A 16,445-nucleotide genomic window follows, 5' to 3' on the forward strand; every position below is an offset into this window, starting at 1 on the left:
CCACCGATCCCCGACCCGACCGTCGGGCCTGACGGAACCCGCCCGGCACCGGTCGTCCAGGTGGTACGACTTGGGCGGCGGTGGCAGCTGCGGGCCGGGGAAGGGTGGCGATGGCGAACGGGCTTCCGGGGCGGCTGCTGCAACGGCGGGAGAATCCGCGGCGCGCGTCGTTCCTGGAGCTCTTCTTCGACCTGGCGTTCATCTTCGCGCTGAGCCGGCTGTCCCAGGCGCTGCTCGACGACTCCAGCCTCAACGGCGGTTTCCGGGTCCTGCTGATGCTGGCGGCGCTCTGGTGGGTGTGGTTCGTGACCGCCTGGTCGGCGGACTGGTTCGACCCGCGTACCCCGTTGATCGTCGCCCTGCTGCTCTGGGTGATGCTCGGTGGCCTGCTGATGGCCGCGGCCGTGCCCACCGCGTTCGGCAGGCACGCCCTGGTGTTCGCCATCGCCTACGTGGCCATCCACCTGGGCCGGGCGGCTCTGCTGATCCCCGCCCTGCGGGGTCACCCGCTGCAACTGCGCACCGTGCGGGTGGCGGTCTGGTTCGCGATCTCCGGGGTGCTCTGGGTGGTCGGGGCGGCCGTCGCCCCGGCCCGCGAGGTGCTCTGGGCACTGGCTCTGGTGATGGAGTTCTCCCTGGCTCGGCTGCGCTGGCCGTTCGCGGGGCTCGGGCGCAGTTCCTGGCCGGACCTGCAGGTGAACGGCACACACCTCTCCGAGCGCTACCAACAGGTGTTCATCATCGCGTTGGGCGAGCTGATCCTGATGTCCGGTGTCACCTACAGCGGCTCCGGCCTGGACCGGGACAGCACCGTGGCGTTCGTCCTGGCGTTCGTGACCGCGGTGGCCCTCGCCCGGCTCTATCTCGTGCCCGCCGGCGCGCGGCTGGGCACCAGTATCGAGGAGGCCGGCCCACCCGGCAGCAAGCTGGCGCTCAAGGCGGGCTACCTGCACCTCGTCATGATCGCCGGTGTCCTGGCCACCTCCGCCGGGATGGAGGTGTCGATCGCCAACCCCGGAGCGCGCGAGCCGGCGCGTCTGGTCCTGTCCGTCACCGGCCCGGCGCTGTTCCTGACCGGCCGCATCCTGCTCTCGGCGCTCGTCGACCCCCGCCTGCCCCTGGCCCGGCTGATCGGCGTACCGCTCATCATCCTGGGCGGTTTCGCGAGCGTGAACCTTCCGCTGGTCGGCACCAGCGGGATCGTCGCCGGGGTGCTCCTGCTGATCGTCGTGCTCGACGCGTTGCCCGGACTGTGGCAGCCGGGACGACCAGCTCGGCGGACCGATGGATGACGGCTCAGCGCCGCAGGGCGAGCGGCCGGGACGCCACGACATCGTGGAGTTACGGGTGCACGGCGTGTCGGGGGCGCGGCCGGAGCGGATCCTCGGCCGGGCGCACGTCACGCAGGTCGCGGGTGACCGCAGCGGCGGCTTCCACCGCCCGGACGGGTCGGACGCCACCGAGCCGGACGGGCTGACGCTGGAGGCGTACCGGTGGGGTGATCTGCCCTCGGGCACCGTGGCCCGGACGCTCTCGTTGGTCTTCCTGCTGCCGTTCATGCTCAGCAACGTGGCGGTCTGGATGCGGCCGACCGGCCGTCGCAGCGGTGCCGGCGTCACCGTGCTGTGTCGGCTCCTCGCGCTCAACCTCACCGTGTTGTACGTGGTGTCCATCTCCGGGGTGGCACTCGACCTGCTGGCCTGGCGGTGTCTCGGCGCGGCCCCGTGCCGCGCACCCTTCGACACGGTGGCCGGGCTCGACGGACGGCAGGTCGGAATCCGGCTGGCGGTGCTCGCCCTGTTGCCGATCGCCGCCGTCGCATTCCTCCGGCTGCTGGGCACCCGGCGGCCCCGCCCGGCGGGCAACCCGCTGTGGGCCGTCGAGCCAATCGTGGGACGGCTGCGGGCGATCCACGTCGCCGCCGCGTTCGCCGTGCTCGACCTGACGCTGCTCATGGCCCGTACCGCTGGCGGTGGGACGGCCTCGACGGCCGTGCTGCTGGCGCTCAACGCAGCGGTGCTGCTGGTCTGCGCCGGCCTGCTCGCGGTCCCCGGGCTGCTGGACCGGGCGGCGACCAAGCGGATGGTCACTCGGGCCGGCAGCGCGGTGGGCGCGGTGGCCTTCGGTCTGAGTGCGGCCACCCTCCTGACCGTCGCCCTGGACGACCGCGCCTGGCCGTCGTCCGACGGGCTGCCCGGCTACGACGCCATCGCCAACTGGGCACTGTTGGGCCAGATGTCGCTGCTGGTGGCGCTGAGTGGACTGGTGCTGTGGCACCACGGCCGGGGAGAGCGCGACAAGGCGTTGCCGCGGGGTCTGGGCGCGGCGGTGGTCGCGGCCATCGCGGTCGGCCTGGCCGCCGCGCTCGCCGCCGACCTCGTCTATCAGAGTGGGGACCTGCTTGGCGGCTACCGCGGCGACGGCGGGCCACCGGTGCCGTACCAGTGGGCGATCCTGTCGTTCTTTCTGCACGCGTCGGCAGGCGTGATGCTGTGCGGTGCGTTGACCCTCCTGTCCCGGCGACGCCGGTGGCGGGCGGCGGCGGCGATCACGGACCGCGACTTCCCGGCGGTGACGCCCTCGGCCGCCGGGCGGCTGCGGCAGGTGACGAAGACGGTCGCCCGTGCCCGGTTCGCCGAGTGGCTGGGGCTGCTCGCCGTCACGTACGCGGCGCTCGCGGTGATCGGCCTCGCCACCGGCCTGCTGAGGCTGTTCGACCTGACCCCGGCCCAACTGGTGCGCTCGCTGTTCGGGCTCCGGCCCGGGGCCGTCGACAGGGTGCTGGCCATGGGCAGCACCCTCGTCGCCGTGGTGGTCGTCGCCCTGCTCCTGGGTGGGGTGTTCGCCTACCGAACCGCGTGGTTCCGCCGGCACGTCGGCATCCTGTGGGACCTGGGCACGTTCTGGCCCCGGGCCGCGCACCCGTTCGCACCCCCGAGCTACGCGGACCGCGCCGTGCCGGAGTTGGCCGACCGGATCACCCAACTGACCGAGCGGCACCGCGGGGTGTTGCTCTGTGGGCACAGCCACGGCTCCGTGCTGCTGGCCCTCGCGGTGCTGCGGTTGCCACCGCGGGTACGCCAGCGCGTCGCGCTGCTCACCTACGGGTCGCCGCTGGATCGCCTGTACGCCCGGCTCTTTCCGGCCTATCTGAACGAGAAGGTGCTGCGTACGGTGGGGGAGCGGGTCGAGTGGCGGTGGCTCAACCTGTGGCGGGACACGGATCCGGTCGGCGGTTGGATCTTCGCCGCGAACCGACCCGGCGATCCGCCCCCGGACCCCGCCGATCCGGCCAGTCGGGTCGACCGGCGGTTGCGGGATCCACGGGACCTGCTCGCCTCGCCGGGGGAGCGCCGCCCGCCGCCGGTGCGGGGACACCATCCCGGCGAGTCCGACCCCGAGTTCCGGGCGGCGGTGCGCGAACTCGCCGGACGACTCCTCGACACCGACGGCGGCTGAGCGCTCGGTCACCACCGCCCGGACCCTGGGCAGGCGGTCGATCAACGGGTGAGCAGGGCGCGCAACTCCCGTACCACCTCGGCCGGTGCCTCCTCGGCCATGAAGTGCCCGCAGGTGACTGTCCGGTGCGCCAGGTCCGGCGCCCACGACCTCCACAGCCCCGCCGCGTCGTAGCCGAGCGCCGCGCCCCAGTCCTGCTGGAGCACGGTCACCGGCATCCGGAGCTGGTTGCCGGCCGCCCGGTCGGCGGTGTCGTGGGTGACGTCGACCCCGGCCGACGCCCGGTAGTCGGCGACGATGGACGTGACCGCGTTGCGGGACGCGCGCAGGTACGCGGCCCGCACGTCCGCCGGCAGGGCTTCCGGATCACGGGTCCAGACGTCCAGGAAGTGACCGAAGAAGGCGTCCGGGCTGGCGCTGATCAGCTCCTCGGGCAGACCGGGTGGCTGTGCCATCAGGTACAGGTGGAACGCGACCGCCGCGGTGGCGCCGTGCAGCACGCCCCACATGTCCAGGGTTGGCAGCACGTCGAGCAGGGCGAGCTGGCTGATCGCCTCCGGATGGTCGAGACCGGCGCGGAACGCGACCAGGGCGCCCCGGTCGTGCCCGGCCAGGGCGAACCGTTCGTGGCCGAGCGCGCCGGCCAGCGCCACGACGTCGGCGGCCATGGTGCGCTTGGCGTATCCGTTGCCGTCGGTGTCGACCGGCTTGTCGCTGTCGCCGTAGCCGCGCAGGTCGGGGCAGATGACCGTGTGGTCGGCGGCCAGGTCGGCCGCGACGTGCCGCCACATGAGGTGGGTCTGCGGAAAGCCGTGCAGCAGCACGACAGCTGGCCCGGAACCGCCCACGGCGGCGTTGAGCGTCACACCGTCGGCGACGGTGACGCGCCGGTAGTCGAAACCGTTGATCTTGGGGTCCACGGGGAACCTTCCTGGTGAGCAGGGGCGGCTGGGGCAGTGGCCCGTCGTCGCCGTACGTCGTCGAGCCTGCCCGCCGGTGATCAGCAGATGATCAGTGCCGGATCAGTGCCGGCAGGTCGCCGTCGCCCGCGCCGATCCGCCTAGATTGGTGCCATGACCAGGCAGCCGACGGCACCTGTCGCGGTGACGTTCGGCGTACTCGGGCCGGTGACCGCCGCGACCGAGAGTGGCCCGGTCCCGCTCAAGGGGCACCGGCAGCGCCTGGTACTGGCCCGGCTGTTGATCGCGCACGGCCGGGTGGTGCCGGTGGATCGCCTCGTCGACGACCTGTGGGAGGTCGCGCCGGACGGGGCGGTGGGCGCGATCCGGACCTTCGTCGCCGACCTGCGCCGGGCGCTGGAACCCGATCGACCGCCCCGGCAGCCGCCCCGGATCCTGGTCACCGAGCCACCCGGGTACGTGCTGCGGTCCGCACCGGACGCGGTGGACGCCGACCGGTTCGAGGCGGCCGTCGGCGAGACCGGTCGCCTGCTGGCGGTGGGACGTCCCGCGCCGGCCCTGGCCGCGCTCGACGCGGCCCTGCCACTCTGGCGCGGTCCCGCGTACGCCGACTGCGCGAACGAGGCCTGGGCGGTCGCGGAGATCAATCGACTGGATGAGCTGCGGATGCTCGCCGTCGAGCGGCGGGCGGAGGCGCTGTTGGCGTTGGGTCGGCCGGACGAGGCCGCCGCCGACCTGCCGGCCCATCTCGCCCGCCATCCGCTGCGCGAGGACGCCTGGCGGCTGCTCGCGGTGGCCCGGTACCGCTCCGGCCGGCAGGGTGACGCGCTGGCCGCGCTGCGTGCGGCCCGGGACGTCCTGGTGACCGAGCTGGGCGTGGATCCGGGCCCCGACCTGCGGCGGCTCGAAGCCGACATCCTGGCCCAGGCACCGCACCTCACCCCGCCTCCCGAGGACGCCGCCACCCCCAGCGGCACGGGACTTGTCCCACCCGTCAACGCGGGTTCGGCCCGGCGGCGTTCGTTCGTCGGCCGCGATGCCGAGCTGGGTCGGCTGCGGCGGGCCGCCGCGGCCGCCACCCAACGCCACCAGCCCACCCTGGCGCTGCTCAGCGGTGATCCGGGCGCCGGCAAGACCGCGCTGGCGGAAACCCTGACCCAGGGGCTCGCCGCCGAGGGCTGGACCACGGCGTGGGGACGTAGCCCGGAGTACGAGGGCGCCCCGGCGGCCTGGCCGTGGACCCAGGTCACCGACGCGCTCGCCGGGCCGGCCGAAACCGTTGAGCCCGCCGGGTCGGCCGATGGCCCGGGTGATCCGGCCGGGACGCGGTTCCGCCGGCAGCGTGCCGTGGCGGCGCTGGTCTCGGCGGTCGCCGACCGGGGGCCGGTGCTGCTGGTCCTCGACGACCTGCACCGCGCCGACGGCGACACCCTGGACCTGTTGACCGCCCTGCTCACCGGCCCACAGCCGGCCACCGGGCCGGTGCTGATCCTCGGCACCTACCGGGCCACCGAGATCAGCCCGGAGCTGACCGCCACCCTGGCACGCGCCGCCGGGCTGGAGCCGACCCGGGAGTATCTCGCCGGCCTGCCCGCACCGGCGACCGGCGAGTTGGCCCGCGCTGTCGTCGGGGCGGACCTGGACCCGGCCACCGTCCAGCTGATCCACCACCGCAGCGGCGGCAACCCGTTCTTCGTCCGCGAGCTGGCCCAGTTGTACGCGGGCGAGGGCGAGGCGGCACTGGTCGCGGTGCCGCCCGGGGTGCGCGACGTGATCCGGCACCGGTTGGCGCAGTTGCCCGCCCCGACCCGTACCGTGCTGCGGCAGGCGGCCGTGCTCGGGCGGGACCTCGACCCGGAGGTGCTCAGCGCGCTGGCCGGTGATCCCTCGGCGGTGCTGGACGCCGTGGACCGTGCCCTGCAGGCCGGGTTCCTCAGCGAGCGGGAGACCGACGGGCGGCTGCGCTTCACCCACATCCTGGTCCGCGACACGCTCTACGCCGACCTGTCCGCGCCGCGCCGCGCCGCCTGGCACGGGGCCGTCGCGGAGGTGCTGGGACAGCGGGAACCCATCGAACCCGCCGCCCTCGCGCACCACCTGCTCCGCGCCGGTGGCCCGGTCGCTGCCGGTCGCGCGGGGGCGTACGCCCGCACGGCTGCCGAGCGGGCCGAACGGGACGGTAATCCGCACGAGGCGGCCCGCCTGTGGGGCCAGGCGCTCGACGCGTACGACCGCGCTGGTGGGGTCGCGCAGCGCGAGCGGTTGACCGCGTTGCTCGGCCTGGGGCGCGCGCTGGCCGTCACCGGCCGGTTGGCCGAGGCGCGGCGGCGGCGCGCCGAGGCGATCGCCGCCGCCGAAACCGTCGGTGACCCCCTGCTGATCGAGGAGGTGTTGGCGGGTTTCGACGTGCCCGCCATCTGGACGCGCAACGACGACGACGTGCTCTCCGGGCACATCGTCCGAGCCGTCGAGCACGCGCTGACCGCTCTCGGCTCGACCGGTTCGGCACAGCGCAGCCGGCTGCTGAGCACCCTTGCGCTGGAGTTGCGCGGCACCACCACCGATCGGGGCCGCCGTGCGGCGGACGAGGCCGAGGCGATCGCCCGGACCGTTGGCGACCCCGGGCTGCTGGCCTTCGCGCTCAACGCCCGCTTCATGCACGCCTTCCGGCGTGTCGGTCTGGCCGGTGCACGGGCCCGGATCGGCGCCGAACTGGTCGACCTGGCCGCCCGACACCAGCTGGTGACCTTCGAGGTGCTCGGGCACCTCGTCCTGGTCCAGGCCAACTGCGCGCTGGCCGACCGGCGCGGCGCCGACGCGCACGCCCGCGCCGCCGACCGGCTCGCCGAACGGTACGAACTTCCGTTGGTCGGCGTCTTCACCCGGTGGTACGCCGCGCTGCGGCTGGCGCTGGACGGCGACCGGGACGCCGCGGCAACGGCGTACCGGGCCGCCGCCGAACGACTGCCCGCCGACGGTATGCCGGGACTGGCCCAGGGGTTGCTGCCGCTCGCCCTGCTCGGCCTGCGGCTGGCCGACGCCGTGGGCGACGACCGGCTGGCAGGTGACGCCCGGCTGCTCCCCGGGTGGCGGCCGGTTCCCGGGCCGGACGACGAGGACTGGGCGCGGCTGGACTGGGGTCCGCACGGGCCCTGGGTCCGACCCCTGCTGCTCGCTGCCGCCGACGATCCCAGCGCCGCCCGAGTGGCGCTGCGGGCCCTGCCGGACGGGCCGCACGACCTGCTGCGGGAGGTGCGGCTGTGCCTCACCGCTCGGGCGGCGCTGGCCATCGACGACCGGTCCACCATGGAACGCGTCGCCGCCGCACTCAGCCCGGCCGCCGCCGAACTGGCCGCTGGCAGCGGGGTGCTTACCGTCGGCCCGGTGGCCGGGCACCTCGCCGATCTGGCTGCTGCTCTGGGCCGCGACGAGGAAGCCGCCGGGCACCGCCGTACCGCTCGGGTGCTCACCGCGCGCGTCCGCGCCGACGACTCAACCTGAGCGCCGTGCGGTAACCGTGCTCGATGCTGTCGGCGCCGGTTACCATGCTCGATGCTCTTCATGGTCATCGAGCGGTTCCGCGACAACGACATGGTGCCGGTGTACCGGGCGGTCCGCGACCGCGGCCGTCAGCTCCCGGACGGACTGGAATACGTGGACAGCTGGGTCGAGCCGACCTTCGGCCGCTGCTTCCAGCTCATGCGATGCGACGACCTGCGACTGCTTCAGCAGTGGGTGCTGGGGTGGCGCGGCGCGGGCGTCACATTCGAGATCGTTCCGGTGGTGAGCAGCGCCGACACCCGTGCGGTCGTGGCGCCCTATCTCGACGAAGACTGATGCGCCCGAGGTCTCTTGAGTGATCTGGGCAGGGCTCGCATCGCCTGTGTCGCCCATCGACCACTGCCGAGGGTCGGCGAGCGGGCGGGGCGGGGCCGATGAACACGACGTCTCCGGCGACTTGCCGGTTTCCGCTGGAACCGGCCGGCGGGTGCGGTCAGATGGAACCACCGGCGCGTCCGCCGTCGGCCATGGTCCGAGGGGGTACGCGTGGAGGTGCTCGTCCTGATCGTGGTGCTGGGCGTCACCGTCCTGATCGGCACCACGCTCGGCGGTCGGTACCGGGTCGCCCCGCCGGTTCTGCTCATCGCGTTCGGGGTGCTGCTCGGGTTCACGCCGCCGCTGTCCGAGGTGACCCTGGAACCGGACCTGGTGCTGCTGATCTTCCTGCCGGCGATCCTGTACCGGGAGAGCCTCACCATCAGTCTGCGCGAGATCCGGGCCAACCTGCCGGTGATCGGGTTGCTCGCCGTGGTGCTGGTGGTGCTCACCATGGTCACGGTGTCGTTCACCGCGCAGGCGTTCGGGGTGAACCCCGCCGCCGCCTGGGTGCTCGGCGCGGTCCTCGCGCCGACCGACGCCGCGGCGGTCACCGGGCTCGCCAAACGGTTGCCTCGGAAGCTGCTCACCACCCTGCACGCGGAAAGCTTGATCAACGACGGCACCGCCCTGGTGATCTTCGCGGTGGCGGTGGGTCTGCTCGCCGAGGGTGCGAAGCCGGGTGTGCTGGGCGTCAGCGAGGAGTTCGTCGGGGCCAGTGTCGGCGGCGTGCTCGCCGGTCTGCTGGTGGGGGCCGCCGTGGTGCTGATCCGCAAGCGGCTCGACGATCCGCTGCGCGAGGGCGCGCTGAGTGTGCTGACACCGTTCGGCGCCTTCCTGCTCGCCGACGCGGTGCACGCCAGCGGTGTGCTGGCGGTGGTGGTCGCCGGACTGATGCTGGCCTACGCCGGCCCACGGGTGATCCGCGCCCGGTCCCGGGTGCTGGCGTACGCGTTCTGGGACCTGACCACGTTCCTGATCAACGGTGGGCTGTTCGTCCTGCTCGGCACGCAGATACCTCGGGCGGTGCGGGGCATCAGCAGCACCTCGCCCGGACGGGCGCTGGTGATCGTGCTCGTGGTCACCGTGGTCGTCCTGGCGACGCGGCTGCTCTTCATCTATCTGACGACGCAGTCGGCGAGGTTGCGGCGCCGCCGGATGGTGAGCGAGGGAGAGGGCGAGGGGCCGTCCGGCTGGCGGGTGGGGACCGTCGCCGGCTGGTCCGGTTTCCGGGGTGCGGTGTCGCTGGCCGCCGCGTTGGCCGTCCCGACGATGACGGTCGACGGTCGGCCGGTGGTCGAACGCGATCTGATCATCTTCGTCACCGCGCTGGTGATCGTGCTGATCATGCTCCTGCAGGGCACCACCCTGCCGCAGGTGGTGCGCTGGGCGGGCCTGGTCGGCGACCCCGAACGCGTCGACGAGGCCCGCAACGCCCGGCGGCGGGCCACCGAGGTGGGCCTGGCCGCCCTGCCCCAGATCGCCGCCGAGATCGGTGCCCGGGAGGAGTCGGTGCGCCGGCTGCAGGCCGAGTACCAGCGACACCTGGATGACGTCAACGAGGGTGGGGAGAGCACCGCCGAGGAACGTCGCCTGGAACGTCGGCTGCGCCTCGGGGTCCTCGCCCACAAGCGGCGGGAGATCACCCGGCTGCGCGACAGCCGGGAGATCGACGACCTCGTGCTGCAGGAGCTCCAAGCCTCGCTGGACAACGAGGAGATCCGGCTGTTGGGGCGCGGGCCCAACGACTGACCGCCCCTGGCGGGCTCAGAGCACCTGGGCGAGGAACCGCCGTAGCCGGGGATGCTCGGCCCGTTCGAAGATCCCCTCGGGCGGCCCGGCCTCCAGCACGACGCCCCGGTCCATGAAGGCGACGGTGTCGGCGACCTGCCGGGCGAAGCCCATCTCGTGGGTGACCACCACCATGGTCATGCCCGCGGCGGACAGGTCGGCCATCACCCCGAGCACGCCCTTGACCAGCTCCGGGTCGAGCGCCGAGGTCGCCTCGTCGAAGAGCATCACCTCGGGCCGCAGCGCGAGCGCCCGGGCGATCGCGACCCGCTGCTGCTGACCGCCGGAGAGCTGCGCCGGCCGCGCGTCGGCCTTGGCGGCCAACCCCACCAGCTCCAGTTGGGCTCGGGCGATCGCCTCCGCCTCGTCCTCGCCGAGCTTGCGGAGTCGGCGCAGCGCGAGGGTGACGTTGCGCAGCACGCTCATGTGCGGGAAGAGGTTGAACTGTTGGAAGACCATGCCCACCCGCTGCCGCAGCGCGTCCGGGTCGTCGTCCAGCACGCTGCGCCCGTCCAGCAGCACGTCGCCGCGGTCCGGCTCGATCAGCCGATTGATGGTGCGCAGCAGGGTGGACTTGCCCGACCCGGACGGGCCGATCACGCAGGCCGTCGCCCCGCGGGGCACGGTGAGGTCGACACCGCGCAGCACCCGGTTCGGCCCGAAGGCAAGGTGCACGTCGCGTACGTCGAGGCTGACCGAGGTGGTGGTCGCGGTGGTCATCGCCGGTCCCCTTCCGTCGCGGCGTAGGACGCCAGGTCGTCGTCCTCTTCGGTCGACACGGTGGTCGGTCGGCCGTTGCGCAGCCGCCGGTCGATCCAGTTGACGACGTGCGTCAGCGGGACGGTCAGCACCAGGTAGCAGAGCCCCGCCAGCAGCAGCGCGGACTCGTTGCCGGTGGTCGCCGCGTAGTCCTGGCCGATCCGGAACAGCTCTCGTTGACTGGCCACCAGGCCGAGGAAGTAGACCAGGCTGGAGTCCTTGATCAGGGCGATGAGCTGGTTCACCCAGGCCGGCAGCACCCGCCGGATGCCCTGCGGGATGATCACCAGCCGCATCGCGTCGGCCCAGGAGAAACCGAGAGCACGGGCGCCCTCCAGCTGGGCGGCCTCCACCGACTGGATGCCGGAGCGGAAAATTTCTCCGATGTACGCGGCCGCGATCAGCGACAACGCCAGGATGCCCAACGGGTAGGGATCCGGCCCCCAGACCTCCATGCCCAGCGGGGCCAGCCCGACGCCGATCAGCAGGATCGTCGCCGCGGCCGGAAGCCCTCGGAACACGTCGGTGTAGACCCGCGCCGGCCAGCGCAGCCAACGGCTGCGGGAGATACCGGCGACGGCCAGCAACAGGCCCAGCACCGAGCCGAGCAGGGCGGCGGAGACCGCCAGGATCAGCGTGTTGGGCAACCCGACGGTCAGCATCTCGGGCAGTGCCTCGCGCATCGCGTCCCAGTCGAAGAAGGTCTCCCACAGGGTGCTCAACGGATCCATCGGTCGCCTCTCCTACCGCCCTGCTCGCTCGTCACCGGGTACGCCTCAGGAAGCGGCCGACGCGGACGCCGACGGCGTCACCGTGCCGCTGCCCGGCTTGAAGTCCGCCGGGATCGGCCGGCCGGGGTAGTACTGCGCCTGCAGCCGGCTCCAGGTGCCGTCCGCGATGACCTCGTCGAGGCCCTTGTTCAGTGCCTCGCGCAGCTTGTCGCCGCCCTTGGCGACGGCGTACGCGGTCGGTGCCGGGCTGAGCTGCTTGGCCGCAACGGTGATCTTGCCGCTGCTGTCGGTGGCCGACTTCTCGCCGATCTCGGCCGGGGCGATCCACGCGTCGGCGGTGCCGGCCTTGAGCTGGTTGATCGCGCCGTTGTAGTCCGGCACCCGCACCGGGTCGAGCTTCTGGCCGGTGGCGTAGTCGTCCTGGACGGTGCCCTGCACCACCACGACCCGCTTGCCGGCGAGCTGGTCGAAGCCGGTGATCGGAGAGCCGGCCGGCACGTCCAGGCCGAAGTAGCCGAAGTCGTAGCCGTTGCCGAAGTCGACGGTCTTCTTACGAGCCTCGGTGATGGTGATCGAGGAGCTGCCCACATCGAACTTGTGGTTGTTGACCTGGGAGAGCAGGGCGGAGAAGTCGGTGCCGACGAACTCGACCTTGAGGCCGAGCTTGCCGGCCACGGCGGTCAGCAGGTCGTTGTCGAAGCCGGTGAACTTGCCGTCCTTGAGGTAGACGTTCGGCGGGGCGTCGGTCAGCGTGCCGGCCCGCAGCACGCCCGGCTGCGCCAGGCCGTAGGGGTTGGCGGTGGCGTCGGACGAGCTGTCGTCGCCGCAGGCGGTGAGCGTGGTGGCGGCCAGGATCGTGGCCGCGCCCAGGGCGGCGGCGCGGGTCAGGGCAGGAAGAAATCGCACGGGTGTCTCCGGAAGGGTCGCGTCTCGGCGCGCACGGACGTGCGCCGCCGACGGTGCGCCCGATGGGCGTACCGCTGGGGAGGGTTCGGGAAGGGGAGTGCGCTAGTGCGTGGTGCCGCGACGACAGGCGGCGCTGCACATTCGCATCATGTCCACGTGCCGTCGCCGGGTCAGGGCCGGCGAGGGCCAACCGGCGCGGACATCCGCGACGTCGGTCGGTGGGGCGGTGCTGAGGATGCTCATGGTTCTCCCGGGTCTGTGCTGACCTGGGTGCCAGGCCACGCTTGCACCGGCGTCGTGCCGGTGCCTGGTCTTCACCCGGGGCACCCCACCGCGGAGGAGGGTTGCCGGCCAGCGAGCCGGGGCTTCGCGCTGGCACTCATGACCTGCGGCGAGGTTAGCAGCACGCCCGGGTGGATCGTCCAGTCGTTATGACCACGCTCACTGTCTGCGAAGGGATGGCCCGCCCGCAGGTCAGCCGGCGTGCACGTGCGGCCGGCGGTGCGGGTCGGGCTCCTGGCGGCGCAAGATCTCTCGGGTCACCGAGGCGATGGCACCCTGTCCGAACGCCAGGTAGCGCAGGAGGTTGCGAGCCGGTCCGCCCTCGGACCACTCGAAGTAGATGTGGGGGCGGCGACGGCTACGGTCGCGGATCTCCAGCAGCAGGGCGGCGAGCGCGGTGGGCACTGAGGAACTGGCCAGGCTGAGCACCGGGAAGCGGCCGTCGACCACGCTGCCGCGCACCAGCAACTCGGTCTCGAAGTCGGACGGGTCGGTGACCTGGACCTCGACGAAGATGACGTCGCTGTCATCGGGGAAGTCGTTGTCCGCCATGGTCTGCGCCAGCTTGGCGCGGTACTCCGCCGCGTTGCGCGTGTCGGGATCATGGGCGATGAGCCGGATTCGCCGTCCGGCACGTTCGTCGATCATCCGGGCCGCGTCCGCGTCCAGCTCGACATGGTCCACGCGCAGCTCGTAGGCCCGCATCAGCCGGGACAGCACCGACACCACGATGAATCCGCCGATGAAACAGGCTGCGATCTTGACACCGTCGGGGCGTTCCACCACGTTCGCCAGGGTGGTATAAACGAAGATCACCGCGATGGCTCCGAACGCGACGGTGCGGCCGCGCTGACGCCGCCGCGCCGCCGCGAGCGTCACCGCTGTCGCCGCCGAAGTGATCAACACCAGGACACCGGTGGCGTACGCGCCGCCCTGCGCGTCCACGCTGGCCTCGAAGAGGACCGTGATCAGAAACGCCACCGCGGTGAAGACCAGCACCAGCGGCCGGACGGCCCGCGCCCAGGTCGGTGCCATGCCGTAGCGGGGCAAATAGCGGGGTACGAGGTTGAGCAGACCGGCCATCGCCGACGCCCCCGCGAACCACAGGATCCCGATGGTGGACAGGTCGTAGACGGTGCCGAACACCTCCCCGAGGTGCTCGTGCGCCAGGTAGGCCAGCGCCCGGCCGCTCGCCGGTCCGCCCGGCTGGAAATCCTCCGCTGGGATCAGCACGGTGGTCGTCACGCTGCTGGTGATCAGGAAGGCGCTCATGATCACCGCGGCGGTGGTGAGCAGTCGGCGGGCACCGCGGATCCGGCCCAGCGGTCGAGCCTCGGAGTCCTGCGGGTCACCTCGTACGCTCGGCATGACCGCCACCCCGGTCTCGAAGCCGGACAGGCCCAACGCCAGTTTCGGGAAGACCAGCAGCGACAGCCCGACCACCATCCAGGGATCGCCGTGGCCGGTGGTCAGCGTGGTGGTCCAGTCTCCGACCGCGCTCGGGTGCGTCGCCACCCGCCACAGCGCAACGACCATCACCACCGCGTTCAGCCCCAGGTAGACCCCGACCAGGACTACCGCGATCCCGATGGCCTCGCCGAATCCCTTGAGGAACACCGCGCCCAGCAGCGTCAGCAGCAGCAGCGTGAGCAGCACCTGGTGCCCCTTGAGCCCGCTCGGCCAGAACGGGTTCTCGTCGATGTGCGCGGTCGCGTCGGCGGCCGACAGGGTGATGGTGATGATGAAGTCGGTGGCCGCGAAACCGAGCAGCACCAGCACCAGCAACTTGCCCGGCCAGTAGCTCAACAGGCGTACCAACATCGCGATCGAGCCCTCACCGTGCGGGCTCTCCACCGCCACCCGTCGGTAGACCGGCAGCGCGCCCAGCAGTGTCACCAGCACCAGCACCAGGGTCGCCACCGGCGACAGCGCCCCGGCGGCCAGCGCCGCGATGCCCGGCTGGTAGCCCAGCGTGGAGAAGTAGTCGACGCCGGTCAGGCACATCACCTTCCACCACGGGTGGTGCCGGTGCTCCGGCGGACGCCCGTGCGGCCCCGGGTGCTGCACGACCTGCTCGGAGCCAGCGTCGAGCAACCACCCCCGCAGCCGGCTGGCGCGCCTGTTGACCTCCATCGGCGCGTCCCCCGTCATCCCGCCCATGGTCACCGTGAGTATCCGCCCGTCCGGGCGCGCCCGTCCGCCGGTGCTCCGAACTCGCCCGCCGCCCGGTCGGGTTTCGGGCCGGAGACAGGGGGGAAACAGCGCCCCCGGGTTGGCGGGATCGCGCCGGACCGGACGTCACCGGGGGAGGGGACAGGGCATGGTCGGTGGCCGTCGCTCCCGCCCGGGTGGTGGTTTCGGTCGCCAACTGGACGAGTACGAGACGAGGGATGGCAGCCCGCCACCAGCGGAGTCGCCCGATCCACCCGCCGGTGGCCTGGTGGACAGCGCCGTCTACGTCCGAGGGCACCGGTTCGCCTCGCCGTCCGGCCTCGCCGAGACGTACCGCTGCCTGCAGGAGCAGGACGGCGCGATGGCCTGGATCGGGTTGTACCGGCCCGACATCGGCCAGATCACGTCCCTGGCCCGGGAGTTTCGGCTGCACGACCTGGCGGTCGAGGACGCGATCAACGCCCACCAGCGACCCAAGCTGGAACGGTACGGGCACACCCTGTTCGTGGTGCTGCGTGCCGCCAGCTACGACGACCTGCGGGAGGAGGTCGAGTTCTCCGAACTGCACCTGTTCATCGGGCCGGGTTTCGTGGTCACCGTTCGGCACGGTGAGGCACCGGACCTGGCCGCGGTGCGGCGGCGGATGGAGACCGAGGCGCAGATGCTCGCCCGGGGCCCGCAGGCGGTCCTGTACGCGATCCTCGACCAGGTCGTCGACGGGTACGCGCCGGTGGTGGCCGGGCTGGAGAACGACATCGACGAGATCGAGACGCAGGTGTTCGGCGGCGACCCAAACGCCAGCCGGCGCATCTACGGCCTCAGCCGCGAGGTCATCCAGTTCCAGCGGGCCGCCCGCCCACTGCTCAGCGTGCTCGACGCGCTGGCCGACGGTGCCGGCAGCGCCAGTACGGATGAGGAACTGCGCCGCTACCTGCGCGACGTGACCGACCACCTGACCCAGGTGGTGGAGCGGGTGGACGGGTTCCGGCACCTGCTGCAGAACATCCTCACCGTCAACGCCACCCTCGTCTCGCAGCAGCAGAACGAGGAGATGCGCAGCCTCACCGCGGCCAGCTACGCGCAGAACGAGGAACTGAAGAAGGTCTCGTCCTGGGCGGCGATCCTGTTCGCTCCCACGCTCATCGGCACGGTGTACGGGATGAACTTCATCCACATGCCGGAGTTGAGCTGGCGCTTCGGCTACCTGTTCGCGCTGCTGCTGATGCTGCTGGTCTGCGGCACCCTCTACGTGATCTTCAAGCGTCGCGGTTGGCTGTGAACCGCGCCGCCGGTGATCACTCGATGCCGCGCAGGATGTGCCGTTCGTCCTCGACGTCGTCGTCGCCGGCACTGATTCGACCGAGTAGTACGGCGGCGGCCCAGATCGTCAGCGGCGTGGCCGCCCCGGTCATGCCTCCGCCGGTCCGGTCGTCCCGGGTCTGGCTCCGCTCCGCGCGCGGTGGCCTGCGCTGAGCCTGCATAGGCACTGCCCCTTCTCGTCGAAGCCGCCTCGGCGGCACGGCGTGCGCCCGCGCCGCCGGCCGGGTCA

13 protein-coding genes and 1 riboswitch are annotated in these 16,445 nt (G+C 72.4%); of the genes, 6 read left to right on the forward strand and 7 right to left on the reverse strand.

The annotated features are described in order from the left end of the window. Positions 1-110 precede the first annotated feature (110 nt). Positions 111-1,292: a low temperature requirement protein A gene (locus HNR20_RS23735; protein ID WP_184183770.1), complete on the forward strand. Its 1,182-nt coding sequence runs from the start codon at positions 111-113 to the stop codon at positions 1,290-1,292. After that, complete coding sequence (locus tag HNR20_RS23740; RefSeq protein ID WP_184183773.1) at positions 1,285-3,459, forward strand: hypothetical protein; 2,175 nt, start codon at positions 1,285-1,287, stop codon at positions 3,457-3,459. Before HNR20_RS23735 ends, HNR20_RS23740 begins: the two co-directional genes overlap by 8 nt. Positions 3,460-3,500: 41 nt before the next feature. Here HNR20_RS23740 and HNR20_RS23745 read toward each other — a convergent pair whose 3' ends face one another. Beyond that, positions 3,501-4,379 (reverse strand): alpha/beta fold hydrolase, encoded by an 879-nt coding sequence (locus tag HNR20_RS23745; RefSeq protein WP_184183776.1) that lies wholly within the window; start codon positions 4,377-4,379, stop codon positions 3,501-3,503. 153 nt (positions 4,380-4,532) lie between these two features. On the opposite strand from HNR20_RS23745, the gene HNR20_RS23750 reads away from it, so the two are divergent. From HNR20_RS23750 to HNR20_RS23760, 3 genes are all read left to right on the forward strand, one after another. Beyond that, positions 4,533-7,880, forward strand: coding sequence for an ATP-binding protein (locus tag HNR20_RS23750; protein WP_184183779.1), 3,348 nt, complete (start codon positions 4,533-4,535; stop codon positions 7,878-7,880). A gap of 51 nt (positions 7,881-7,931) precedes the next feature. Continuing rightward, positions 7,932-8,216, forward strand: a complete 285-nt coding sequence (locus HNR20_RS23755) for a DUF3303 domain-containing protein (protein WP_184183782.1) — start codon at positions 7,932-7,934, stop codon at positions 8,214-8,216. A 210-nt stretch (positions 8,217-8,426) separates the two neighbouring features. Further along, positions 8,427-10,007: a Na+/H+ antiporter gene (locus tag HNR20_RS23760; RefSeq protein ID WP_184183785.1), complete on the forward strand. Its 1,581-nt coding sequence runs from the start codon at positions 8,427-8,429 to the stop codon at positions 10,005-10,007. Positions 10,008-10,022: 15 nt separating this feature from the next. Here the strand turns inward: HNR20_RS23760 and HNR20_RS23765 are convergent, their stop codons facing one another. The 5 genes from HNR20_RS23765 to HNR20_RS23785 all read right to left on the reverse strand — a co-directional run bounded on the left by HNR20_RS23765 (position 10,023) and on the right by HNR20_RS23785 (position 14,875). After that, positions 10,023-10,766: an amino acid ABC transporter ATP-binding protein gene (locus HNR20_RS23765; RefSeq protein WP_184183788.1), complete on the reverse strand. Its 744-nt coding sequence runs from the start codon at positions 10,764-10,766 to the stop codon at positions 10,023-10,025. Continuing rightward, the gene (locus tag HNR20_RS23770; protein ID WP_184183791.1) at positions 10,763-11,536 is read right to left on the reverse strand and encodes an amino acid ABC transporter permease; all 774 of its coding nucleotides are present in this window, start codon (positions 11,534-11,536) and stop codon (positions 10,763-10,765) included. The genes HNR20_RS23765 and HNR20_RS23770 overlap by 4 nt, the downstream gene beginning before the upstream one ends. A gap of 45 nt (positions 11,537-11,581) precedes the next feature. Next, positions 11,582-12,442 (reverse strand): ABC transporter substrate-binding protein, encoded by an 861-nt coding sequence (locus HNR20_RS23775; protein ID WP_184183794.1) that lies wholly within the window; start codon positions 12,440-12,442, stop codon positions 11,582-11,584. 102 nt (positions 12,443-12,544) lie between these two features. Next, on the reverse strand, positions 12,545-12,685 hold the full coding sequence (locus HNR20_RS23780; RefSeq protein WP_184183796.1) for a hypothetical protein: 141 nt from the start codon (positions 12,683-12,685) through the stop codon (positions 12,545-12,547). A 32-nt stretch (positions 12,686-12,717) separates the two neighbouring features. Continuing rightward, positions 12,718-12,829, reverse strand: a riboswitch (SAM riboswitch). A gap of 87 nt (positions 12,830-12,916) precedes the next feature. After that, positions 12,917-14,875 (reverse strand): amino acid transporter, encoded by a 1,959-nt coding sequence (locus HNR20_RS23785; RefSeq protein ID WP_229687359.1) that lies wholly within the window; start codon positions 14,873-14,875, stop codon positions 12,917-12,919. A 169-nt stretch (positions 14,876-15,044) separates the two neighbouring features. Here HNR20_RS23785 and corA point away from each other — a divergent pair, with 169 nt between their 5' ends. Continuing rightward, complete coding sequence (gene corA / locus HNR20_RS23790; RefSeq protein WP_184183799.1) at positions 15,045-16,175, forward strand: magnesium/cobalt transporter CorA; 1,131 nt, start codon at positions 15,045-15,047, stop codon at positions 16,173-16,175. Between the two features lie 16 nt (positions 16,176-16,191). On the opposite strand, the gene HNR20_RS23795 is transcribed toward corA, so the two are convergent. After that, positions 16,192-16,383 (reverse strand): hypothetical protein, encoded by a 192-nt coding sequence (locus HNR20_RS23795; protein ID WP_141908638.1) that lies wholly within the window; start codon positions 16,381-16,383, stop codon positions 16,192-16,194. Positions 16,384-16,445: the final 62 nt, after the last annotated feature.

Origin of the sequence: Micromonospora parathelypteridis, from assembly GCF_014201145.1 — a bacterium.
GTDB lineage: Bacteria > Actinomycetota > Actinomycetes > Mycobacteriales > Micromonosporaceae > Micromonospora > Micromonospora parathelypteridis.